Source organism: Sphaerimonospora sp. CA-214678, from assembly GCF_050942215.1.
In the GTDB taxonomy this organism is placed as follows: domain Bacteria; phylum Actinomycetota; class Actinomycetes; order Streptosporangiales; family Streptosporangiaceae; genus Sphaerimonospora.
This window is the reverse complement of sequence record NZ_CP192056.1, coordinates 5,866,004-5,891,267: the sequence shown is the minus strand read 5'-3', so window position 1 is coordinate 5,891,267 and position 25,264 is coordinate 5,866,004. Positions and strand designations below refer to the sequence as shown.

Annotated in this window: 6 protein-coding genes; all 6 read left to right on the top strand. The window is 72.4% G+C overall.

Annotated features, from left to right (window positions below; translation table 11 throughout):
* Window position 1 precedes the first annotated feature (1 nt).
* From ACQP1K_RS26310 to ACQP1K_RS26285, 6 genes are read left to right on the top strand one after another with little or no spacing between them, the layout of a single operon-like run.
* The gene (locus ACQP1K_RS26310; RefSeq protein WP_433498363.1) at window positions 2-955 is read left to right on the top strand and encodes a chlorinating enzyme; all 954 of its coding nucleotides are present in this window, start codon (window positions 2-4) and stop codon (window positions 953-955) included.
* The gene (locus ACQP1K_RS26305) at window positions 952-1,797 is read left to right on the top strand and encodes an alpha/beta fold hydrolase (RefSeq protein WP_433498362.1); all 846 of its coding nucleotides are present in this window, start codon (window positions 952-954) and stop codon (window positions 1,795-1,797) included. Before ACQP1K_RS26310 ends, ACQP1K_RS26305 begins: the two co-directional genes overlap by 4 nt.
* Window positions 1,790-22,822, top strand: coding sequence for an SDR family NAD(P)-dependent oxidoreductase (locus tag ACQP1K_RS26300; RefSeq protein WP_433498361.1), 21,033 nt, complete (start codon window positions 1,790-1,792; stop codon window positions 22,820-22,822). Before ACQP1K_RS26305 ends, ACQP1K_RS26300 begins: the two co-directional genes overlap by 8 nt.
* The gene (locus ACQP1K_RS26295; RefSeq protein ID WP_433498360.1) at window positions 22,819-23,763 is read left to right on the top strand and encodes an LnmK family bifunctional acyltransferase/decarboxylase; all 945 of its coding nucleotides are present in this window, start codon (window positions 22,819-22,821) and stop codon (window positions 23,761-23,763) included. Before ACQP1K_RS26300 ends, ACQP1K_RS26295 begins: the two co-directional genes overlap by 4 nt.
* Complete coding sequence (locus tag ACQP1K_RS26290) at window positions 23,760-24,005, top strand: acyl carrier protein (protein ID WP_433498359.1); 246 nt, start codon at window positions 23,760-23,762, stop codon at window positions 24,003-24,005. Before ACQP1K_RS26295 ends, ACQP1K_RS26290 begins: the two co-directional genes overlap by 4 nt.
* A complete protein-coding gene (locus ACQP1K_RS26285) occupies window positions 24,005-25,261 on the top strand; it encodes a hydroxymethylglutaryl-CoA synthase family protein (RefSeq protein ID WP_433498358.1) in 1,257 nt (418 codons plus the stop codon). The genes ACQP1K_RS26290 and ACQP1K_RS26285 overlap by 1 nt, the downstream gene beginning before the upstream one ends.
* Window positions 25,262-25,264 lie beyond the last annotated feature (3 nt).

Below are 25,264 nucleotides of genomic sequence, written 5' to 3'. Positions count from 1 at the left end.
AATGCCTGACACGGAGCAGACGAGAGCCTACGCGCTGACCCCGGAGGAGCTGGCCCGGTTCCACCAGCGGGGGTACCACGGCCCGTTCAAGGTCTACGAGGTCGACGAGATGAAGGCGATCTGGCGCAAGGAGCGCCTGCGCCTGATGGACCGCAGCGACGCGATCTACCAGGAGGACGCCGCTCAGTCGGGTAACACGAACATCTCCAACTACGACCGGCACCTGGACAACGACTTCCTGGCCGACCACATCTGCCGGCCCGAGGTGGTCGACCGGGTGACCAGCGTGCTCGGCCCGGACGTCCTGTGCTGGCGGACCGAGTTCTTCCCCAAGTACCCCGGCGACGAGGGCACCGACTGGCACCAGGCCGACACCTTCGCCAACGCCTCCGGCACGCCGCAGATCGTCTGGAGCGGCGACGAGGCGGTGCACTTCGGCGGGACCATCACCGTCTGGACCGCGTTCACCGAGGCCAACGAGGACACCGGCTGCCTGCAGTTCATGCCCGGCACCCACCAGACGATGGTGTACGACGAGACGAAGAAGATGCACTACGACCCGGACCGGATCAACTCCGAGGTCAAGCAGGGCGTCAGGCGGGGGTTCTTCGGCTACGACTACCGCGAGCTGCAGATCGACCCGGAGTTCGAGCCCGACGAGGCCAAGGCCGTGCCGATGGTGATGCGTCCCGGCGAGGCCATCATGTTCTGGTCCACGCTCATGCACGCCTCGCTGCCCCACAAGGGCAACACCGAGGAGATGCGGCTCGGCTTCGCCGGCCGCTACGTGCCCACCTCCGTGCACGTCTATCCCGACACGACGGAGATCGTGGAGTACGGCGGCAGGGTCAGCCTGGAGAAGTTCGGCTCCGTCCTGGTGTCCGGCAGGAACGAGTACGACTACAACGCCATCGCCACCCAGACCACCACCGGCCACCCCTTTGTGACGCGGTGACCCTCCTGTCTCCCGCCGAACTGGTCGCGGCCGACGGCGCCGTCCTCCGTACGTACACGGCGGGACGGCCGGATCGTCCCGCCGTCGTGGTCGCCTCCGCCTGCGGCATGCCCGCGCCGCTGTGCCACCGGTGGATGGACGTACTCGCAGCCGACCACCACGTGATCACCTGGGAGACCCGCGGCCTGTTCGGAGAGCCGGGTGGCCCGGAGGCGTTCGACGATCTGGGCCATCGGGTCGCCGACCAGGCGGCGGATCTGATCGCGGTGATGGACCACCACGGGGTGCCGGTCGCGCATCTGATGGGCCTGTGCGGCGGGGCCGTGATCGCACTGCGGGCGGCGGCCGACCGGCCCGACCGGGTGGCCTCGCTCAGCCTGTGGCATGGGGACTACTCGGGATCGCCGGGCTGGCCCACCACGGACCATCAGGACAACCTCAAGGCGCTGCTCGCCATCGGGGCGGGCGACCGGGCGGACGCCGCGGCGATCAACGCGGCCCTGGCCTCGACCACCACCGCCGACCTGCCCCCCGACGTGGTCGAACTGGTGGCCCACCCCTACAGCGACGACGAGCTGTTCTACCGGTACTGCGTGCTCACCGGAGCCATCATGCACACCGATGTGCGGGGCCTGCTCGCCTCGGTGCCCCATCCCAGCCTGGTGGTCACCAGCGAGGACGACCACACCGCCCACCCCGCGGGCTCGCACCGGGTCGCCGAGGCGCTGCCCGGCGGTGTGCTGCGGGTGGAACCGCACGGTGACCACATCTCGGTCTTCGGCGCCGGAGAGCGCCTGCAGCTGCTGCTGACGGAGTTCCTGGAGACCCAACGCCATGTCTGAGCACCCGATCGAGTGCCGTATCCGGCTCACTCACGCCGACTTCATCATGGCCAATCACCGGGTCCATGGGGTGTCGGTGATGCCCGGTGTCACGTTCCTGGACATCTGGTACAGGATCCTGCGGACCAGGGGCGTGGACACCACCCGGGTGGCGTTCCGCGACATCCTGTTCGCCGAGCCGGTGACGACCCGCGAGGGATACGAACGGGAACTCCGGGTCGTGATCGATGCGGCCGCGGGCGGCGTACGCCCGGTTCGGGTGGACAGCCGTTGGCTGCGGGACGGCGTCGAGTGCGCGCCATGGCGTGAGAACGCACGCGCCGAACTGGTGATCACCGACGAGCCGGTGCCGGGACCGCTGGATCCGGCCGGTCACCGGGCCGGCGCGCTGCGCACCGGCGACATGGAGACGCTGTACCGGCGTACCCGTTCCGAGCAGATCGTGCACGGCCCGGCCATGAGCTGCCGCGGAACGCTGCATTACGGAGCGCAGGCGCTGCTGGCGGAGTTGAGCCCGGCGGCGGGCATCGAGGACGGGTTCTACCTGCACCCGGCCAAGATGGACGCCTCCACCCTGGTGGCGTTCGGCCAGAACGAGGACGTCGGGCCGGAGGGTTTCATCCCGTTCTTCATCGAGCACTTCCGCGCCCCGCGGCCGTTGGCCGGGAGCTTCGCCGTGTACGTGCCCCGTCCCGAGGTCCTCTCGGGCACCGGTGAGCTGCTGAGCAACGACTACACGTTGTACGACGAGCACGGCGGGTTCGTGGCCGAGTTCCGCAACATCGTCTGCAAGCGGATCCGGCGCCCCGAACTGATCACCAGGCTGCTGTCCGAGGTTGACGCGGCGGCGACGACGACCGAGGCCGTGCCCGTACGGCCGGTCGTTTCCGCACCGCCGGCGGACACGACGGATCCGGAGGCTCTCGTGGTCGCCCGGCTGAGGGCGAAGATCGGCGATCTGCTCGGTCGTGCGCCGGGCGAGATCCCCGTCGACACCGGCTTCTATGACCTGGGCCTGGACTCGGTGGCCCTGTTGCGGATCGGCGAGGACCTGGAGTCTCTGGTCGGCACGACTCTGTACCCCACGCTGCTGTTCGAGTACGGCGACATCGGCGGCCTGGCCCGGCACCTGGCGGCGACGTACCCGATCGGGGCGGACTCCGCCCGCGCCACCGCCCCGACACCGGCCGAGCGGGAGGAGCCGGCCGTGCCGCGCGCGCCGGAGGCGGCGGCCGGCGGGACGGACACGGCGGACGGTCCGGCCGGTGCGGATGCGATCCGCTGTATGCGCGACGTCTGGGCCGAGGCGCCGCCGGCGGCGGGTGACGCCGTACCGGAGACGCTCGTGGTGTTCGGCGCGCCGGACTCCGCGGTGCTGCGCCGGCCGGGGTCGGCTGGGCCCGCGCGGCGCGTGGTGGTGGCGGACGGCGTCGACGTGCGCGACCGCGACCAGGTGCGGACCCTGCTCGACGAGCTGTCTCCACCGGATGGCGGGGACGCGGCAGGGGAGATCGGATATGTGCTGGTCGCCCCGCCCGAGCAACCCGCGTGGGCGTTGTGGGCCCTGGCCTCGGCGCTGGTCGATCGCCGTCCGGCCCGGCCGGTCCGGCTGATCGTGCTCACCATGCCGCCCGTCGCGCCGGATGCCGCCGCGCTCGGTGCGTTCGCGGCCACGATCTCGGCAGAGGTGCCGCTGCTGCGCTGCCGGGTCGTCGAGGTCGCCCCGGAATTCGCCGCAGAGGCGCTGTCGGCCGAGTTGGGCGACTCCTCCGCCGAGCCCGAGATCCGGTACGACGGCCGGCGGCGGATGGCACGGCGCTGGGTGGACGCCACCCCGGCCGGGGACGCCGCCTCCGCCGAGACCGGGAACACCGCCCCCGACGGGCCTACGGCGCCGTTCCGAGAGGGCGGCGTCTACCTGATCACCGGGGGCGCCGGCGGACTGGCCGGTCTGCTCGCCGACCACCTGGTCCGGCGGTGCCGGGCCGGTCTGGCCCTGGTAGGGCGCGGCCCCTGCCCCGAGGAGCTGCGCCGGCGGATCGCCGAGTGGGAGCGCGGCGGCGGCAGAGTGCGCTACCTGCGTGCCGACGTCGGTCACGCCGGGGAGATCCGGGCAGCCGTGGAGCAGGCGCGCGGACTGTTCGGCCGGATCGACGGCGTGCTGCACTGTGCGGGCAGCCTCGCGGACGGTCTGTTCTTCCACGCGGACCCCGCCGACCTGGCCGAGGTCTGGGCGGCCAAGGTGGCCGGCACGGTGCATCTGGACGAGGCCACCCGGGACGACGATCTCGACTTCTTCGCGATGTTCTCCTCCGTCTCCGCGGTGGTGCCCAACCCCGGGCAGGCCGCCTACGCCTACGCCAACGCCTTCCAGTACCACTACGCCCGCACGCGGCGCGGCCCCGGGCGCGGCCTGGCCATCGCCTGGCCGCTGTGGGCCGAGGGCGGGATGCGGGTTTCCGGCCAGGCACTGCGCCGGTCCCGCACGACCACCGGGATGGTCCCGCTGCCCACCGCCGACGGGCTGGACCTGCTCCGCCGCGGCCTGACCGGTGCGCACTCGGCCTTCGCCGTGCTGTACGGCGACCCGGCCAGACTGAAGGCTCTGCTGCCCGCTCCGGAATCCCCGGCGCATCCGTCGTCCGCGTCCCATGCCGCCCCCGAGCCCGTCTCTGAATCCGTCTCTGAGTCCGACTCCGGTTCCGGGGCCGGACCTGCTGTGGGGCCCATCGCGGTGATCGGGATGGCCGGACAGTACCCCGGCGCCGGCGATCTGGCCGAGTTCTGGCGGAATCTCGCGGCCGGACGCGACTGCGTGACCGAGGTGCCCGCCGACCGCTGGGATCACACCGCCTACTACGACGCCGACCGGCACGCACCGGGCCGCACCTACGGCCGATGGGGCGGGTTCCTCGACGGGATGGATCTGTTCGACCCGGCGTTCTTCGGGATCTCCCGAAGGGACGCCGAGCGGATGGACCCCCAGGAACGCCTGTTCCTCACCACGAGCTGGCAGACCCTGGAAGACGCCGGATATCCCCCCGAAGCGCTGCGCGACGAGACCGTGGGCGTCTTCGCCGGCGTGATGTGGAACCAGTACCAGTTGTACGCCGAGGACGGGGTGGCGCCCACCGCCATGCACGCCTCGATCGCCAACCGGGTCTCCTACACCCTGAACCTGCACGGCCCGAGCATGGCCGTGGACACCGCCTGCTCCTCCTCGCTGACAGCGGTGCACCTCGCGGTGGAGAGCATCCGCAGGGGAGAGTCGACCATGGCCCTGGCGGGTGGGGTGAACGTCACCGTACATCCGCAGAAGTACCTTCAACTGGCCCAGGGGAAGTTCCTGTCCGCCGACGGGCGGTGCCGCAGCTTCGGCAGGGACGGCACCGGCTATGTGCCGGCGGAGGGTGTGGGAGCCGTCCTGCTCAAACCCCTGGACCGGGCACTGGCCGACGGCGACCGCGTCTACGGCGTGATCACGGCGACCGTGGTCAACCACACCGGCCGCACCAGCGGCTACACCGTGCCCAGCCCCGCAGCCCAGGGAGGGCTGGTGCGGGCCGCGCTCGACCGGGCCGGGTGGGACCCGGCCACCATCGGGTACGTCGAGGCGCACGGCACCGGGACCGCGCTCGGCGACCCCATCGAGGTGGACGGACTGCGACAGGCCTTCGCCGGAGCGCGCCGGCACGGGTGCGCGCTCGGCTCGGTGAAGTCCAACATCGGGCATGCCGAGAGCGCCGCCGGCATCGCCGGGCTCACCAAGGTGCTGCTGCAGCTCACCCATCGGCAACTGGTGCCGTCGCTGCATTCGGCCGAGTTGAACCCGCACGTCGACTTCGCCGATTCCCCGTTCCGCGTGCCGCAGGAGCTCACCGAATGGCCGGCGCCTCCGGGCGGCGGGCCGCGCCGGGCGGGGGTGAGCGCGTTCGGAGCGGGCGGAGCGAACACACACGTCCTGATCGAGGAGGCGCCCGAGCCGGTACGACCACCGGTCGGGGCGGGCGCACGACTGTTCGTGTTCTCGGCCCGATCCGAGGACGCACTGCGCGAGGTGGCCCGGCGTCACCTGGATCATCTGGACCACCTGAACCATCCGGACCGGCCGGATCATCTGAATCACTCGGGTCACTCGGCCGGGCGGAACGGCTCGGCGGACGCCGCCGACTGGATCGCCGCGGCAGCCGCCGACCTGCTGGGCATCCCCGCCGCCGCCGTCGATCGCACCGAGACCCTGGGCGACCTGGGATTCGAGGCGACCGGGCTGCGGCGGCTGGCGGAGCGGCTGCGGCGACGCCGGCCCGAGGCAGAGCAGCCCACCCTGGACGTCACGATCGCCGATCTGGCCCGGCAGCGCCCGGGAGCCGATCCGCGTCCGCTCGCCGACCTCAGCTACACGCTCCAGGTGGGACGCGCGGCGATGCCGGTGCGGATGGCGGTGATCTGCGCCGACGTGGCCACGCTGCGCCGGGCCCTGGAGGCGTACGTCGAGGAGCGGCCGCCTCCCGCCGGCTGCTTCTGGGGCGCCGCCGCTGGTCGCACGCTCACCTCCGGCGAGTGCGCGACCGCTTTCGCCGAGGGGAGGCTGACCGAGGTCGCCGAGCACTGGGTCGCCGGGGGCGAGGTGGACTGGGCGGCCTGCTATCCGGCGGCGGAACGGCCCCGCCGCCGGAGCGCTCCCGGGTACCCGTTCGCCTTCGAACGCTGCTGGATCGGCCGGTGGCGCGGCGCCACCGAGATCCCGTCCTCCCCGGCGGCGCTTCCCGAGGCCCCCGCGTCCCTCCCCGCGTCCTCCCTCCCCGCGCCTCCCGCGCCGCTTCCCGAGCCGGTCCCGGCCCCCTTCACCGGCAGCCCGGAGGTGGAACTGCGGGTCCTGGAGCAGGGCATCGCGCTGGTGACGATGCGGGATCCGGCGGGGCGCAACATGTTCACCGACTCGATGATGCGCGGGCTGCGGGGAGCATTCGCCGACATCGCCGGTCGCGCGGATGTCCGGGCCGTGATCATCACCGGTACGGACACGGTCTTCAGCATGGGCGCGACCCCGCAGGCCCTGGAGGGGCTGGCCGGTGGCGGCAGCCGCTTCACCGACAGTCCGTTCGTCTACGAGGGAATGCTCCGCTGCGACCGGCCGGTGATCGCCGCCATCGCGGGCCACGCCTCCGGCGGAGGGCTCGCCTTCGGCCTGTACGCCGATGTCGTGGTGATGTCCCGGGACGGCGTCTACAGCGCGAACTTCATGAAGTACGGCTTCACCCCCGGAATGGGGGCGACCTACATTCTGCCGCGGCGACTGGGCCCCGCTGTCGCGGCCGAGATGTTCTACACCGGCCGTCCGTTCACGGGCGCGGAACTGGAGAGGCGAGGAGCCGGCGTCGCCTTCGCCGATCCGGGTGACGTGCTGCCGGCCGCGCTGACCATAGCCAGGTCGGTGGCGGACAAATCCCTCGACGTGCTGCGTGTGCTGAAACGGGATCTGGCCGGCAGAACGCTGGGCGAGCTCTCCGACGTCATCGCGCGGGAGTCGGCCATGCACGACATGGTGCTCGGACCCGAGTCGATGGCGCGGATCCGGGAGCACTTCGCCAAGGTGGAGACCTTCCGGGCCGGGGCGACCGTACCCGCATCGGCCCCGCCCGTCTCCCCGAGGCCCGTCCCCTCGGCGATCACTCCGGAGAGTCACCCAGAGAGTCCTCTGGAGAGCCATGGGGAGGGCCTCGCCGCCGATTTGCCGGGGAGCGTCCCGGCGGGTCTCTCGGCGAGCGATCCGATGAGCCTTCCGGTGAACGCCGCGGAGCGGGGTCCGGCGGAAACCGCGTCCGCGGAGCACCAGGCCGCTGCCCCGCCGGAGGCGGAGGAGGTCACCGAGGTGGTGGAGCAGGTGCTGTGCGCCGGTCTCTACCTGGAGCGATCTGAGATCGACCCCGCCCTCAGCTTCAGCGAGATGGGCCTCGACTCGATCGGCGCGGTCGAGATGGTCCGCGAGCTCAACCGGGTGTTCGGTCTCGACCTGGACTCCGTCGCCGTCTACGATCACCCCACCGTCCCGGCGCTTGTGGAGCACGTACGGCAGACGGCGCTCCGAGACCGTGAGCTTCACGCCGCCGCGCTGCGGCCCGCCGCCGCGCCGCATTCCCCGGTCGAGACACCCCCTCCTGCTGAATCGGATCCCGCTGTCGAATCGGATCTCGCGGTTGGGCCGGACCCCGCCGTCGACTCGGACGCCGCAGCCGAGCCGGACCCTGTGCGGGAGGCGGGCCTGACGCTCCCGGCAGCGCGACCGGCTCGGGTGCCTGCGGCGTCCGTCCAGGTGTCCCTGCGGCCCCTGACGCGGACCGGGGAACGGCGCACGGCCGAGGTCCGGCCGGTGGCAGCGGCGGGAGCCGCTCCGGTGACGGGCGTTTCGCCGGGCGGCGTGCGCCTGCGACCGCTGGGGGAGCAGCCCGCCGATCTGGCCGCCGACCGTCCCGTGGAGCGGCCCACGATCCGACCCACGGAGCGGCCGGCCGCCCGGACCGCCGTCGCGAGCCCGGACACCGGTGGGCAGATCGCGGTGATAGGCATGGCCGGCCGGTTCCCCGATGCGCCCGACCTCGACGCGTTCTGGCAGAACCTCGCCGCCGGGCGGGACAGCGTCCGCGAGGTGGCAGCGGACCGATGGGACGTGGACCGATACTTCGACGCCGATCGCCGTACCCCCGGACGCACGTACAGCAGGTGGGGCGCGCTGCTGGCGGATGTGGACGCCTTCGACGCGCCGTTCTTCCGGATCTCCCCTCTGGAAGCCGCCGCCATGGACCCGCAGCAGCGGCTGTTCCTGCAGACCGCGTGGGAGTGCCTGGAGGACGCCGGGTACGCGGCGATCGGAGATGCCAGGCCGCGCTGGGGCGTGTACGTGGGCTGTGCCAGCGGCGAGTACCTGGACCTGCTCGGCCCGACCGGCGAGCACGAGACCGCCCACGCCTTCCTCGGCAACTCCAGTTCTGTGCTGCCGGCGCGGATCGCCTACCTGCTCGACCTCACCGGGCCCACCCTCGCCGTCGACACCGCCTGCTCCTCGTCGCTGGTCGCGGTCCACCTGGCCTGCGAGGCGATCCGGTCGGGCGAGTGCGACGCGGCGATCGCCGGCGGTGTCGCGCTCATGCTCACACCGCGCATGCACATCCTCACCAGCAAGACCGGGATGCTGTCGCCCACCGGCACGTCGGCGCCGTTCGACGCCTCCGCCGACGGGATCGTGCTCGGCGAGGGGTGCGGCGCCGTCCTGCTCAAGCGCCTGGACCGGGCGCTCGCCGACGGCGACCCCATTCACGGCGTTATCGCCGGCAGCGGCATCAACGGGGATGGCCGCACCAACGGCCTCACCGCCCCCAGCGCCACCGCGCAGGCGGAGCTGATCGCCAGGGTGCGGTCCCGCGCCGGCATCTCGCCCGCTGAGATCGGGTACGTCGAGGCACACGGCACCGGCACCCCGCTGGGTGATCCCATCGAGGTCAAGGCACTGAACCGGGTGCTCGGCGCGACAGGAGAGCCGGTCGGCCTGGGCTCGGTGAAAAGCAACATCGGACACACCACGATGGCCGCCGGCATCGCCGGACTGCTGAAGGTGCTGCTCGCGTTGCGGCATCGCGCGCTGCCCCCCACCATCAACTACGCCACCCCCAACCCCGAGATCGACTTCGGCCGGAGCAGGCTGCGGCCGGTCACCGTCTGCGAGCCCTGGCGACCCGGTTCCGGCGGCCGACGGGTGGCGGCGGTGAGCAGCTTCGGGTTCAGCGGGACCAACGCCCACCTGCTCGTCACCGACCATGTGACCTCCGCCCACCCGTACGCCCCGGGCGCCGCTTCGCTCGGTGTGAATTCGCTCGGTGTGAATTCGCTCGGCACCGAGCCACGCGGGGAGCCCCGTGTCTCGGCCGCGGACGCCGCATATCCGATCGCCGTGTCGGCACGTACCCCCGAAGCCTTGGCCCGGTCGCTGGACCGTCTCGCCGACCGTCTCGCCGACCCGGCCACCCGCCCCGCTCTGGCCGACGTCGCGCACACCCTGGCCGTCGGCCGTACCCACTTCCCGAGACGGGCCGCCGTCCTGGTCAGGGGGTACGACGAGCTGTTGCCGTGGCTGCGTGAGCAGGCCGAAGCGGTGCGAGCCGGACGGCCGACCTCCTGCCGGGACGACTCACTGAGGGCATATCTGGCCGGGCAGGATCTGGACTGGCACGAGCTCGTCGCCCACTGCGGCGGACGCAGGATCTCCCTCCCCGGCCATCCGTTCGCCGCCGAGCGCCACTGGGCGCAGCCGACGCCGGATCACGGGGCCCGAGCGGAGACGACGGAGACGCGAGCGGAGACGCCGACGGAGACGCGGGCGGATCACGGCGATCGGGCCGCCCCCGACGACGTGGACCATCTGCTGTTCACGCCGGTCTGGCGGGAAGCGAGCCCCCTTCCGGCGGCCCCCGTCCCCGCGGTCGGCGCCTCGACGCCGCCCGCCTCCGCGCCTCGCGCTTCGGCGTCCACCGGCGTGGTGCCGCGGCGGGTGCTGGTGATGCACGGCACGGACGGCGCCGACCTGGCCGCCGATCTGGCGGGCGCACACCACGCCGCGGGCGACGAGGTCCGGGTCACCGGCTGGGCCGGCCGGATAGCCGACGCCCCCGACCTCGTTTACTTCCTGGCCTGCGATCCCTGCCCTCCGGACGAGGTCGCCCTCGCCCTCTTCCACACCGTCAAGGCCCTGTACGCCGCGGGCCTGGCCCGCCGGCCGCTCACCCTGAAGGTGGTCACGGCCGGAGCGGCCTGCCTCGACGGCGACGGGGACGTGGGCGGCGGGAGGATCCGCCCCGCTGCGGCGGGTCTGCACGGTCTGGTCCGATCTGTGGCCGCGGAACAGCCGCAGTGGACGGTGGGCTGCGTGGACGTCGATGCCGACGGCGACGTGGCCGGTGGGACGGCCGGTGCGGTGGCCGGTGCGGTTGCCGGTGACGTGGAGATGACCGGGGACGCCGATGCGGGCGGGGACCTTTCGTGGCGCGCCTCCGTCGCGCGGATGTTGCTGCGCGAGCCCTGCGCCGAGCCGCTGGTCGCCATCCGCGGCGGACGCCGACTGGTTCGGGTGCTGCGCCCCGCCCCGGGGCCGCTCGCGTCGCGGCGCGGAGCCGGGCCCGAGTGCTTCCGGCCCGGTGGGGTGTATCTGATCCTCGGCGGCACCGGTGGCCTCGGCGCCGTGCTCGCCCGTCACCTCGCCGCCACGGTGGGGGCCCGGCTCGTCCTGGTGGGCCGGCGCGCGCAGGACGCGGAGATCGAGGCCCGGCTCGCCGAGCTCGGACGGCTCGGCGGCCAGGCGCTCTATCTGCGGGCCGACGCCACGGAACCGGGCGCGATCGCGGAGGTGGTGGCGCGGGCGAAGCGGGAGTACGGCGCGCTGCACGGCGCCTTCCACGCCGCCCTGGTGCTGCGGGACCGCAGCCTGGATCGCATGGATGAGGAATGCTTCACCGAGGTCCTGGCGCCCAAGGTGGCCGGGGCGCTGGCCTTCGGCGAGGCGCTGCGCGGTGAGGCACTGGACTTCCTCGTCTTCTTCTCCTCCGCGCTCTCCTTCACCGACGCGCCGGGTCAGGCCAACTACGCCGCCGCCGGCGCCTTCGAGGACGCCTACGCGCGAGCTCTGCGGGCCCGCTGTCCCTTCCCGGTGTCGGTCGTGAACTGGGGTTATTGGGGCAGTGTGGGGGCGGTCGCCGACCAGCGGTACGCGCAGCGGTTCGCCGAACTCGGGATCGGCTCCATCGAGCCGGACGAGGGCATGGCCGCGCTGACCGCGGTGCTGAGCAGACGGATCCCGCAGGCCGTGGTCGTCAAGGCGACCCCAGCGGGGCTGGCCCGGCTGGACGTCGCGGGCGCGGAGGACATCCGGCATGCGGGAGGCGTGGAAGTCCGGCATGCGGGAGGCGTGGAAGTCCGGCATGCGGAAGGTGTGGAAGGCGCCGGGGGTGCCGACCCGATCGCGGCCGCCCGTGCCGGGTTCGCCGCCCTGGAGCTGCTGGCCCCGGCGCTGCTGCGGCGCGCCCTCACAGAACGAGGGGTTCTGCCCGGTCCCGGCGACCGGATCACCGCCGCCGCGCTCCGCGCCCGGCTCGCCGCCGTACCCGCCATGGACCGGCTCGCCGGGGCGCTGATCGAGATGCTGGTCACGGCCGGTCATGCGCACCGCGACGGCGAGGTGCTGCGGATCCTGCCGGAGACCGACGCGGTCACACCTGCCGATGTGACCGCGGCCCACCCCGATCTGATCCCGCATGTACGGCTGCTGCAGCGCTGCCTGGCGTACCTGCCGGAGGTGCTGGCCGGCACCCGCAACGCCACCGAGGTGCTGTTTCCCGGCGGCTCCGCCGACCTGGTGGAGGGGGTCTACCGGGGGCAGGCGACCACGGATCACTATCACCTGCTGATCGCCGACCAGGTCCGTACGGCGGCGGCCGGGTCGGCCCGTCCGACGCGGATCCTGGAGGTCGGCGCGGGCACCGGAGCCAGCACCGAGTTCGTGCTCCCCGCGCTGGCAGGCACCGAGGCGGAATATCACTACACCGACATCTCCGGCGCGTTCCTGCGCCGCGGTGAGGACAGGTTCGCCACGCGGTACGGCTTCCTGCGCTTCGGCACGCTCGACATAGAGCGGGATCCGGTCGAGCAGGGATACGCCGAAGGCGGCTTCGACGTGGTCCTGGCCACCAACGTGCTGCACGCCGTCACCCGCGTCGACCTGGCGCTCACCCATGCGCGGCGGCTGCTGCGCCCCGGCGGTCTGTTGCTGGTCAACGAGGTCACCCGGGGCTTCCACTTCCTCACCCTCACCTTCGGGCTCACCCCCGGCTGGTGGCGGTTCACCGACCCGGAGGCCCGGTTGCCGTACGCGCCGCTGCTCGGACCCGGCCAGTGGCGACGGGCACTGGCCCAGGCCGGATTCGAGCCGGTCCGGGTGCTGGGCTTGGCCGACACCCCGCCGGACGACCTCGAACAGTGCCTGATGGTCGCGACGGCCGCCGAGAGCGGTTCCCCCCAGGAGAGGACGCACCGATCGACGGTGGACGAGGCGATGGTCCGTGATTACGTGCGAGGCGTCTTCGCCGGGGTGCTGAAGTTCGCCCCCGACGATCTGGACGACCTGGTCACCTTCGAGAACTACGGCGTGGACTCCCTGGTCAGTCTCGACATCCTCACCCGCTTCGAACAGGACCTGGGGTCGCTTCCGTCCACCCTGCTGTTCGAGCACATGACCATCGCACAGCTCGCCGCCCGCCTGTGGGCGGACCACCGCGAACGGCTCACCTCACTCCTGGCGCCCGTCTCCGCGGAGCCGGGACCGGCGTCCCCGGCGTCCGCGGCGTCCCCGGCGGCGGTCGAGGACGGAAGCCGCTTCGACGGTGAGACCGCCCTGGATGCCAGGGACACGTCGCGGAACGCGGTGGAATCGCGGATGCCGCTGACCCGGGGGGAGCCGGCCGGGCCGGGGGCCTCCTCGGGCTCGGGAGCGGCCGGGCCGGCGGGCGAGGAGATCGCGGTGGTGGGAGTGGCCGGGCGCTACCCGGGGGCTCCCGATGTGGACGCACTGTGGCGGCTGCTGGCCGAGGGCCGCAGCGGGATCACCGAGGTGCCGCCCGACCGGTGGGACTGGCGAGACCACGTGACGGACGGCCCGGGCCGCTGGGGCGGGTTCCTGGACGGCATCGACCTGTTCGACGCCTCCTTCTTCGGGATCCTGCCGCGTGACGCGGAGAACATCGACCCGGCGGAGCGGCTCTTCCTGGAGACCGCGTGGCAGTTGCTGGAGCAGACGGGCCATCTGGGCGAGCACACCCACGAGCCCGGCACCGGCGTTTTCGTCGGCACCATGTACGGCTCCTACGGCCAGCTCGGAGCCGCCCAGTGGGCGCACGGGCGGCTCAGCGGTGCACACTCCGCGTACTGGTCCATCGCCAACCGGGTCTCGTACCTGCTGGACCTCACCGGGCCCAGCTTCGCGGTCGACTCTGCCTGCTCCTCCTCCCTGCTCGCCGTCCACCTGGCCTGCGAGAGCATCCGCAGGGGAGAGTGCGAGATGGCCATCGCCGGCGGGGTGAACGTGATCGTGCATCCGGCGCATTTCGCCTCCCTGTCCGCGCTGAACATGCTCGCCGCCGACGGACGGTGCAAGGTGTTCGACGCCGCGGCCGACGGGTTCGTCCCCGGCGAGGGCGTCGGTGCCGTGCTGCTCAAACCGCTGTCGCGGGCCGTCGCCGACGGCGATCGGATCTGGGGCGTGCTCAAGGCGGGCGCGGTCAACGCGGGCGGCAAGACCGGCGGATATACCGTGCCCAACCCCACGGCCCAGGCCGCCCTGGTGGCCGACGCGATCAGCCGCGCCGGCCTCGCCCCCGCCGACCTCGGCTACATCGAGACCCACGGCACCGGCACCGGCCTGGGTGATCCGATCGAGCTCGGGGCCCTGAGCCGGGCGCTCGGCGGCGACGGGACGTACGCCATCGGCTCGATCAAGGCGAATCTGGGCCATCTGGAGGGCGCGGCCGGCATCGCCGGTCTGACGCGGGTGCTGCTCCAGCTCCGGCATGGCAGCATCGCGCCCTGCGTCAACCTGGAAACGCTCAATCCCAAGATCGACATCGACGCGGAAAGGTTCGCCATGCCGCGTGCGCTCACCCCCTGGCCCCGCCCGGACGGCGCACCCCGGCGGGCCGGGGTCAGCTCCTTCGGAGCCGGCGGCGCCAACGTGCACCTGATCGTGGAGGAGTACGTCGCTCCGGCCCGCCCGTTGCCCGCGCCCTCGCCGGGGGAGCCGGTGTTTCTGCTCTCGGCCCGTACGCGTGACCGGTTGGCGGACTACGCCGTGGCCGTCGCCGACTTCCTGGAGGCCGAGCCGGTGTCCCTGGCCGACCTGTGCTACACGAGTCAGATCGGGCGGCGGGCCATGCCCGAGCGGCTCGCCGTGCTCGCCGCCGACCGCGACACCCTGATCTCACGGCTGCGCGCTTTCGCGGCGGGTGCCGTACCGGACGGGGTGCACACCGGTACGGCCGCACCTGGCCGGGTCGAGGCATCCGGCCCGGCGGACCTGACCCCTGCCGAGCCGGCCGCGCGCTGGGTTCGAGGCGAGGGCGTGGACTGGCGGAGGCTGTGGCCGGAACCCGTCCCGCGCCGGGTGGCCTTCCCCACCTACCCGTTCGCGCGCCGCCGCTACTGGCTCGCCACCGGGCCGGACGACTCGCCCCGGACCGGAGCGGACCGCGCGCCGGCGGGCACCGGACCGGCGGGCGAGGACCGTGAGCGCGCCGACACCGAGCGGTCGGGCACCGAGCCGGGCGCGGCGTCGCGGGAGGCGACCCGCGTCAGCTACCGGCGTCCCGTCTGGAGTCCCGCCGAGAAGGAACCCGCCGATGGGGAACCGGGAGCTCGGCGGCCGGCCACGGTGCTCGTGCTCGGCGACCCCGGGCTGGCCGAGCGGTTCCGGGCGGTCCCGGGCGGACCCCGGGTGGTGGCCGTGGCGCCGGGGCCGGACTGCGCGCAGACCGGAGAGTACGACTACTCCATCGATCCGGCCGTGGACGACCACTACTCCCGCCTGGTGGGCGCACTGGACGCCGTCGGACTGCTACCCGACGGGGTCGTGCACACCCCCACGGGCGGCGAGGCCGAGCCGGAGGCCGACGTCCATGCCTACCTTCGGCTGGTCACCGCCATCCTCACGCGCCGTCCCGACGCGCCCCTGCGTGCCCTGTTCACCCATCTGGCCCCGGACGGGGAGGCGAAGCCGCGACACGCCGCGGTGGCGGCGGCGATACGGACGCTGGCCCTGGAGCACACCCGGTTCAGCGGTGCTCGCGTGGAGTTCGCCGAGGACGCTCCGGATCGGGCAGCTTCGCTCCTGGCGGAGCTGGCCGCGGACGGGGACGGTGACATCGAGGTACGCCACGCCGGCGGGCGGCGACAGGTGAAGCGGCTGGAGGAGTTCGAACCGTCGGCCCCCGCCGCCGGCTTCGTCCGTCCGGGCGGGACGTACCTGATCACCGGTGGCGCGGGAGCGCTGGGTCTGCACTTCGCCGAGCTGCTCGCCGGTTCCGGCGCCGGGCGTGTGGTTCTGGCCGGGCGGTCGGAACCCGGCCCGGAACTGACGCGGCGGCTCGCCGCGATGTCCCGGCCCGGCATCCGGGTCGATTACCACCGCGCCGATGTGTCCCGGCGCGCCGACGTGGCCGCGCTGGTTTCGGCGTACGGCTCGCCCCACGGGATCATCCACGCCGCCGGCGTCACCCGCGACAGCAGGGCGGTGCACAAGACCCGTGCCGAGCTCACGGAGGTATGGACACCCAAGGCGTACGGTGCGGTGCTGCTCGACGAGGCCACGGCGGACATGCCGCTCGACTTCTTCGTGCTGTTCTCCTCGTTGGTGGCCGAGACCGGCAATCCAGGGCAGACCGACTACGCGTCAGCCAACGCGTTCCTGCACGCGTTCGCCGAGCAGCGGGAGGGCCGGCGGCGTCGAGGGACGCGCTCCGGCCGCACCCTGGCGATCGGATGGCCGCTGTGGGCGGAGGGCGGCATGCGGGTGGACGAGGCGACCCGCCGGTTGTTCGCCCGTAGGTGGTCCATGGTCGCGATGCGGACCGAGACCGGCCTGGAGGCGTTCCGCCGGGGCATGGCCGGCGCCGAGACCGTCGTCTGCGTGGCGGAGATCTCCGCCCAGACCGCACAGACCGTACAGGCGGCCCCGGCTCCCGTCCCGGCCGCCGCGGTTCGGGTTCCGGAGCGGGCCGCCGCCGATGTGCCGCCGGAGCGGCTGTGCGAGCTGGCCGAGGCCGACCTGCGCCGACTGGCATCGGGGTTCCTGCTGGTCGGCGAGGCCGAGGTGGACCTGACCGAAGACCTGATGGACATCGGCTTCGATTCGATCTCCCTCACCGATCTGATCAACAAGGTCAACGAGCGGTACGACCTGGACCTGCTGCCCTCGATCCTGTTCGAGTGCGGCACGCTGCGGGCCTTCGCCGGCCACCTGGCCGAGCACCATCCGGCCGCCCTGGCCGTGCACGTACGCCCGGAACCGGCGACCGAGGAACCGGATCGGCCGTCCGGGGAAGCGACGCCGGGCGCTCCCGCCGATGCGGGGCCGTCGGCGGAGGCGACGGTCACCGAGCGGGCTGACGGTTCGCCGCGGCACGCGGGGAGTACCGGCGGCTTCGATCCGGTGGGCGGCACGGCGGTGGCCGTGGTCGGCATGGCCGGCCTGCTGCCGGGCGCGTCCGATCTGGAGGCCTTCTTCGATCACCTGGTCGCCGGCCGGGACCTGACCGGGCCTGCGCCGGAGGACCGGATCGAGCTGTGCCGCGATGCGGAGACCGTGGGGGTGCGGGGCGGCTTCCTCGCCGATGTGGCCGGGTTCGACGCCGCGCGTTTCCGCATCGCCCCGGCCGAGGCGGCGCTGATGGACCCGCAGCAGCGGCTGTTCCTGCAGACCGCGTGGCGGGCCATCGAGGATGCCGGTTATCGGCCGGAGGAGCTGGCCGGTACGGACACCGGGTTGTACGTCGGGGTGTCGACCACCGACTACGCCGAGCTGTTGCAGGCCGCGGGCGTAGCCGTCGAGGCGCACACGGCCAGCGGGATCGCCCACTCGGTCCTGGCCAACCGGGTCTCGCACGTGCTCGATCTGGTGGGTCCGAGCGAGGTCGTGGACACCGCCTGCTCCAGTTCCCTGGTGGCCTTGCATCACGCGGTGCGGGCGCTCACGGCGGGTGACTGCTCCGCGGCGCTCGTGGGCGGGGTCAACGTCCTGCTCAGCCCGGGACTGTTCACCGCGTTCACCAAGTCGGGCATGCTCAGTCCGGACGGCGCGTGCAAGGCCTTCGACCGCAGGGCCGACGGATATGTGCGGGGGGAGGGCGTGGGCGCCGTCCTGCTCAAACCGCTGTCCGCCGCGGTGGCCGACGGCGACCGGGTGTACGCGGTCGTCCGCGGCACCGCGGTCAACCATGGTGGCAGGTCGGCGTCCCTGACCGCGCCCAATCCGGAGGCGCAGGCGCGAGTGGTGGCACAGGCCCACCGTGCCGCCGGCATCGACCCGAGCACCATCACCGCGATCGAGGCTCACGGCACCGGTACCCGGCTGGGCGACATGGTGGAGATCGAGGGGCTGAAGAAGGCCTTCGCCGCGCTCTACGCGGAGCATGGGCTGCCGAGCCCGGAACGGCCGCATATCGCGGTGGGGTCGGTGAAGAGCAACATCGGTCACCTGGAGGCGGCCGCCGGGATCGCCGGCGTGTTGAAGATGCTGCTCGCCCTACGGCACGGCGTGTTGCCGCCCACGATCCACTTCACAGAACCCGGCCCGTACCTGCGGCTGGACGGCACCCCCTTCTACATCAACGATCGGGCGCGGCCCTGGACCGGGCCGAGGCGCCGGGCCGGGGTCAGTTCGTTCGGGTTCGGCGGTGCCAACGCCCATGTGGTGCTGGAGGAGTGGACCGGGCCGCAGGCGCGGCGCGCGCCCCTGCCCGGGGTGCGGTTCGACCCCCGGCCCCACTGGTTCGACGACCGCTACGAACGGCCCGCCACGAAGCCGGGTCCGCCCGAGCCCGATCTGCCTGAGGAGCCCGACCTGGCTGAGCCCCTTGCGCCGGAGTCCGCTGTGCCGGAGTCCGCTGCGCCGGAATCCGCCGTGCCCGTCTCCGCTGCGGCGGTGTCGGCCACTTCCGTACCCGATCCCGTCGAGATCGCCGCTCCCGCGGGGCGCGGCCGGCGCTCCCGGCCCAAGGTCACTCTCTCGGCGCCGTCCTCCACCCCTTCAGCCACCGTCGCTCGCGGTCACCTCGTGCGGCCGTCCGTCCCGGGCCCCGATCCGGTCGCGCGCCAGGACACGGGTGATCGATCCGACCCGGCCGGTCCGCCCGGACGTGTCGCCGGCGGTCCTGCTCTCGGCGGGCTGGAGAGGATGATCGAGATGGTTCGCGAGCGCGTCGGAGCCGTCCTCGGCCTGGGCCCCGATCAGATTCCCCACGACCGCTCGTTCACCGAACTGGGCCTGGACTCGATCTACCGGATCGAACTGACCCGTGGACTCAACGCGACCCTTGGCCTCGAACTCCAGGCCGCGGAACTGTACGAGCACGATACGGTCGACGCGCTCGCGGCCTACCTGACCACCGTCTCCGGGGCCGCCGTCTCTGGAAACACCGTCTCTGGCAACACTGTCTCCGGGAGCACCGTCTCCGGGGCCGCCGTCCCTGGGAACACCGTCCCTGGGAGCACCGTCTCCGCCGTCTCCGTCTCTGATGGCGCCGCGTCCGCCGTCCCACCGCCGACGGTTCCGGACGCCCTGCGGGATCTGATCGAGGCCGTGGTCGGTCGGTCTCTCGATCCCGTCCGCAATTTCACCGACAACGCGTTCACCTCGTTCGACATGCTCCGTGTCATCAGTGCCCTGGAACGCCGGTTCGGCGCGCTGCGCAAGACCCTGCTGTTCGACCGGCCCACCCTCGCCGACCTGACCGCGCACCTGATCGAGGAGTACGGCGAGCAGAGGTCGGCCGAGCTGTTGCGATCCGGCCGGGAGGAACCGACCGCGCCCCCGTCGGCAGGGGTGCGCCTCGACCAGCCTGTGTCGACTCCCGTGTCGACCCCCAAATCGACTCCCGTATCGACTTCCGTGCCGACGCCGACGCCGACGCCGACGCCGACGCAGATGCCGGTGACGGCTGCGACCGGTCCGCTGATGCCGGAGCGGGAGCCGGTGATCGTTCGCAAACGCGAACTGGCCGCGCATCCCGGCGTGTCAGCCGTACTGGCCGAGATCGATCGCGCGTACGCCAAAGAGGGCGGCTTGGCCGGGCGGGACATCGCTCCGCTGGCGTTCCTCGGCGCCGGAGGACGGGCGTACTTCAACGCCTCCCGACGGGGCCGCGACCTGTTCGCATGGAGCTACGCGGGACCGGAGGAGGACTTCCCGGTCCTGGCGGGTCAGTGGCTGGCCTATGCCGAGCGGCACGGACTGCGCCCCAACTTCCTGTCCATGGTCCCGCTGCGCGAGGTGGACGGAGTTCCCCTGACGGCGTCCCCGTTCGGTGCGGTTCAGCGGCTGGAGAGCCTCTCCGACTTCACCCTCGCCGGCGGACGGATGAGCAGGCTGCGTTACATGGTGCGGCGCTTCGAACGGGCCGGTGCGGTGAGCACCGCCGAATACCGCCCGGGAGACGACCCGGCCACCGACGACGAGGTCGCCACGATGATCGGCCGTTGGGGCGAAGGCAAACAGATGGTGAATCCGTACGTGGGGGTGGTCCGTGACGAGCTGAGCCGTGGCATGCTCGCCGACCGGCACCGCATGTTCCTCACCCGGCTGGACGGCGCACTGGCCAACGTCGTGATCGTCACGCGCATCCCGTCGGAGCACGGATACCTCCTGGACCTGGAGTTCTATCCCAAGGACGGTCCGCTCGGCGGCCTGGAGTACGCGATCACGTCGATCCTCGACCGGTTGCGGGACGAGGGGTGCGAGCTCTTCAGTTTCGGGGCCAGCTTCGGAGTCAAGATCTGTACGTCGGAGAACGCGGCGATCGAGGTGGAGCAGGGGCTGGCGGAGCTGCGCTCGGCGGGCATCTTCGGCGAGGGCAACTACCAGTTCAAGAACAAGTTCCGCCCCACCAACCAGCCGATCTACCTGTGCCAGCGGGCCGACGCCGAGCGGACTCCGGTCGCCGACGTGATCCTCATGATCGCCAATCCCGACCTGGCCGCCGAGGTTCCCGGCCTGCTCGTCGCCGGCCCTGTCACGGGAGCGGACTCGGCCGAGCCCGCTCCCGTGACGCCTGCACCCGTGACGTCCGCTCCTGTGACACCCGCACCTGTGACACCCGCACCTGAGACGGCGGCTTCCGATACGCGCTCCCCGCGGGAGCGGCGGCTGACCGAGTGCGGGTACAACCCGCTGAACCTGGCGCACGCCGAGGTCGAGGTCGACCTGGTCACCGACTCCTGGGCCGAGCTGGACGGCCCCGCCATCGCCGAGCGCACCCGCCGCCTGCGGCGACGCTCGGCGCCGGTCGACTTCCAGCCTCCCGAATGGCTCCGGTTCGACCTTGTCGTACCCACCGCGTCCGGCCGGTCGGCCGAGGCTCTCCTGTGCCGCTGCTGGCCCGGTCCGCGCGGGACCGTCGTCCACAACGGGCTCTTCCCCACCTGGACCTTCGCGCTGAGCGACACCGGGTTCACCGCGGTACGGGTGCCCACCTCGGCCGCGGCCGGTGCGGCCGGGACGGTCTTCCTCGGTGACCTGGATCTGGCCGCGCTCCGCGCCCGCCTGGCGGAGGGCGCGGCGTTCGTCGCCGTGGAGCTCAGCGGAAACCGAGACGGCGGTCATCCGATCTCGCTGGCCAACCTGGGTGCGGTGCGGGAAGCAGCCGAGTCGTACGGCGTGCCGCTGGTCATCGACGCCACCCGGATCATGGAGAACGCGATGGCGATCTGCGAGCACGAGCGGCCCGGGACGCCGGTCTGGGAGACCGTGACCGAACTGCTTGATCTCGCGGATGTCGTGAGCATGAGCCTGTCCAAGGACTTCGGGGTGTGCTCCGGCGGCCTGCTCGCCACCCGGATTCCCGCGCTGACCGACCGGCTCGGGGAACATGTGGCGCTGAGCGGCCGTGAGGTGGGCCTGGACACGCGCCGGTTGCTCGCCGCCGCGCTCGCCGACGGCGACACGGTGATCGATCTGGTACGGGAGCGGATGGCGGCGGTACGGGCCCTCTGGACAGGTCTGACCGCGGCCGGGGTGCCCGTGGCCGGACCGGCCGGCGGGCACTGCGTGCTGCTGGACGTGGATCGAATGCCCTGGTTCGACGGGCAGGAGCACCCGGTGGCCTCCGCACTGGCCTGGATCTACCGGGGCACCGGGGTGCGCGGTGCCCCGCACCTGGGCGAAGGCAGGCTCATCCGGCTCGCGCTGCCGCTCGGGTCGGCCCCGGCACAGGCCGAAGAGCTGGCGGCACGCTTCGCGGCACTCTGGCGCGATCCCGGAGACGTCCCCGACCTGCTGCCGGTGGGGGAGGCGCGTGCGGTGCATGCCCGTTTCCACCCGGCCGCCGGTCTGCCCGCCGATATCGAGCAGGCGATGCGGGAGGGCCACCGGCCCGGCGACGAGAACGCCGCGGTGCTGCGCGAGAGCGTCCCCGCCGTCGAGTGGCACCTGCTGCCGGTGGACGGCGGGGCGGTGGAGGTGTTCACCCTCGGCGAGGGACCTCCGCTGCTGCTCATGCACCCGTTCAACATCGGCGCCGGCGTCTTCACCGCCCAGTTCGCCGCCCTGGCCGACCGTTACCGGCTGATCTGCGTCCACCATCCCGGGGTCGGCGCCACCACGACCCCCACCCCCACCCCCGTCGCCACCGGCACCGCGGCCGACGACGAGCTGACGCTGGACGGCCTGGCGAGGCTGTGCCGGGCGGTGCTGGAGCGGCTCGGGGTGAGCGGACCGGTGCACGTCGCCGGCGCCTCCTTCGGCGGCCTGGTCGCCCAGGCCTACGCCCTGCTTCACCCACGTGACACGCTCTCGCTGACCCTGATCGGCAGCTCCTACAAGGTGGGCAACCGCAACGGGGAGGTGAACCGGCTGTCGATCGTGGCCGCTGAGGACTTCGACCGGATCATCGCCCATGGTTTCCCGGCCGACGACGCGGCGCGTCTGCGTACGCGGCTGCTGCGCTGCGAGAGCATGGATCCGCAGCTCGGTCTGCGATACCTGGAGGTGTTCACCACCCAGCCCACCCTGCTCTCCCGGCTGGGCGAGATCGCCGTGCCCACCCTGATCGTGCAGGGCCGGCACGACACGGTGATCCCGCTGAAGACCGCCCACCTGCTGCATGGCGCGATCCCCGAGGCCCACTATGTGGAGTTGGCCGGCGCCGGGCACTTTCCCACGCTCACCCACCCGGAGCAGCTGCACGGGGTGCTGCTGCCCTTCCTGGCAGGAGAGCGGCCGTGACCTCGCTCCCCGGAACCTCGCTCCCGCAGACCTCGCTCGCCCGGACCTCACTGGTCAGGACCGAGGTCGTACGGCCGGGCATGTGCGGCCACAACTCGCTGTTCATCGGTGAGATCGGCGACTGGACCTGGGACGCGGTGAGCGAGGTGTGCGGCACCGATGTGCTGCGCGCCCGAGACGCCTCCGGCGCCCCGGCCTACCTATCGTTCTACTACTACCGGGTGCGGGGCGGACGCCGGTTCCACCTGCGCACGCCGGCCTTCGGCGACCGGCTGCGGATCAGCACCGCCCTGTACTCCTGCGGCAGCGAGTCCGTGCTCACCCTGCACCGAATCTCACGGTCCGGCACCGGCGAACACGGTCCGATCGATTTGACCGAGTTCTACGCGGGTGCCGACTCCGACTGCCTCTACGTGGAGAATCTCAACCGCTGGGTGGCCCGTACCGCCGAGGACAGCAACCGGGAGTTGGCCCGCGCGGCGCCCCCCGACTTCGACCACCGGCACCTGCCGCAGATCCCGGCGGCCTACTCGCCACGGCCGGCCTGCCACCGGGCCCGCAGCGCGTTGACGTTCCTGCCGGAGGCCGCGCGGCCGGCCGGGGAGGAACTGCGGGTGGACTACGCGGTCGACCCCTCCCGGGACCTCAACGGCGCCGGCCTGCTCTACTTCGCCTCGTATTTCTCGATCGTGGACCGTGTCCTGCTGCAGTGGTGGCGGGAGCAGCGGCGGACGGACGCCGGGTTCCTGGCTCGGGTGGTGACCGACCAGCAGCTCTGCTACCTGGGCAACGCCGACGCCGGCACGGTGATCACCGGGGTGGTGCGGCCCTGGCGGGTGGGCGGCGAGCCCGGACATGAGTTCGTCAACGTGGTCCTGCGTGATCGCGAGCGCGTGCTCGCGGTCTGCACGCTGACCCTGCTACGTGAGGAGACCTCATGACACGGGAAGACATGGTCGCCCTGGTCCGGGAGGTGGTCGGCACGATTCTGCCCGGTGTGCCCCCGGACGAGATCAGGGGGAACAGGCATCTGAAGGAGCTCGGGGCGGACTCGGTGGACCGGGTCGAGATCATCGCCGCGTTGATCGACCGGCTCGGGCTGGCCGAGCCGATGTCCCGCTTCGCCGACCTGCCCGACATCGACGCCCTGGCGGACTTTCTGCTCCGCGCCGAGGCCGGCTGATGCGGTACGGGATCGAAGCACTCAACGTGTACGCCGGGATCGCGCAGATCTCGGTGCCGGACCTGTTCGCCGGCCGCGGGCTCGCCCCGGAGCGGCTGGACAATCTGCACATGCGTCAGCGCTCGGTCGGGCTGCCGTTCGAGGATCCGGTGACCAACGCGGTCAACGCGGCCAAGCCGATCGTGGACGCGCTTGACCCCGCTGACCGGGACGCCGTCGAGATTCTGATCACCTCCACCGAGTCCGGGCTGGACCTGTCCAAGTCGGTCGCCTCGTACGTGCACGAGTACCTGGGACTGAGCCGCAACTGCCGGTTGCTGGAGGTGAAGCAGGCCTGCTACGCCGCGACCGGCGCGCTCCAGCTCGCCGTGGGCTACCTGGCCTCCGGTGCCTCGCCGGGTGCCAAGGCGCTGGTGATCGCCACGGACGTGGCCCTGGTGGACGAGCGGGCCGCCTACGCGGAACCGGCCACCGGGCACGGCGCCGCGGCCATGCTGCTCGGTGACGCTCCCGCCGTGCTCGCCGTCGACCCCGGCGCCTTCGGATGCTACAGCTACGAGACCCTGGACTCGGCCCGGCCCACCCCGCGGTTCGACATCGCCGACGTCGACCGGTCTCTCTTCGCGTACCTGGACTGTCTGGCCGGCGGCTTCGCCGACTACCGGTCCAGAGTGGAGGCCGCGGACTTCGCGACCACCTTCGACCATCTGGCGTTGCACACGCCGTTCGCCGGTCTGGTCAGGGCCGCCCACCGCAAGATGATGCGCGAGCACGCCCCGGAGGTCGAGGTGACGGGGGACTTCCAGCGCCGGGTGGCGCCCTCGCTGGTCTACCCGTCCCTTGTCGGCAACCTCTGCTCGGGGTCGGTGTACCTGGCCCTGGCGAGTCTGCTCGACCACGCCGAGGCGGATGAGGTGGACGGTGGCGCCCGGGTCGGGCTGTACTCCTACGGATCCGGGTGCTCCGCCGAGTTCTTCAGCGGCACGGTGGACGCCGGATCCCGGCGGGCGGTGGCGGCGATGGGCATCGGGGAAGCCCTGAACCGCCGCCGGCGGTTGACCTTCGCCGAGTACGCCGACCTGCTCTCCCAGACCTCGCGCGTCCTGGTCCCGGAGGAGAACCGGCGGGTGGACCTGGACGCCTACGCCGATTTCCTGCCTGTCGGGTGGACCCCCGGACAGGCGACAGCCGGGCGGCATCCGCTGCTGGTGCACACCGGCACCAAGGACTATCACCGCGAATACGAGTGGCGCTGAACC

What these genes read in the sequence shown, in the direction of transcription:
- ACQP1K_RS26290 (WP_433498359.1), top strand. Translation starts at nt 23,760, where the DNA reads ATGACACGGGAAGACATGGTCGCCCTGGTCCGGGAGGTGGTCGGCACG.
- ACQP1K_RS26285 (WP_433498358.1), top strand. Translation starts at nt 24,005, where the DNA reads ATGCGGTACGGGATCGAAGCACTCAACGTGTACGCCGGGATCGCGCAG.
- ACQP1K_RS26310 (WP_433498363.1), top strand. Translation starts at nt 2, where the DNA reads ATGCCTGACACGGAGCAGACGAGAGCCTACGCGCTGACCCCGGAGGAG.
- ACQP1K_RS26300 (WP_433498361.1), top strand. Translation starts at nt 1,790, where the DNA reads ATGTCTGAGCACCCGATCGAGTGCCGTATCCGGCTCACTCACGCCGAC.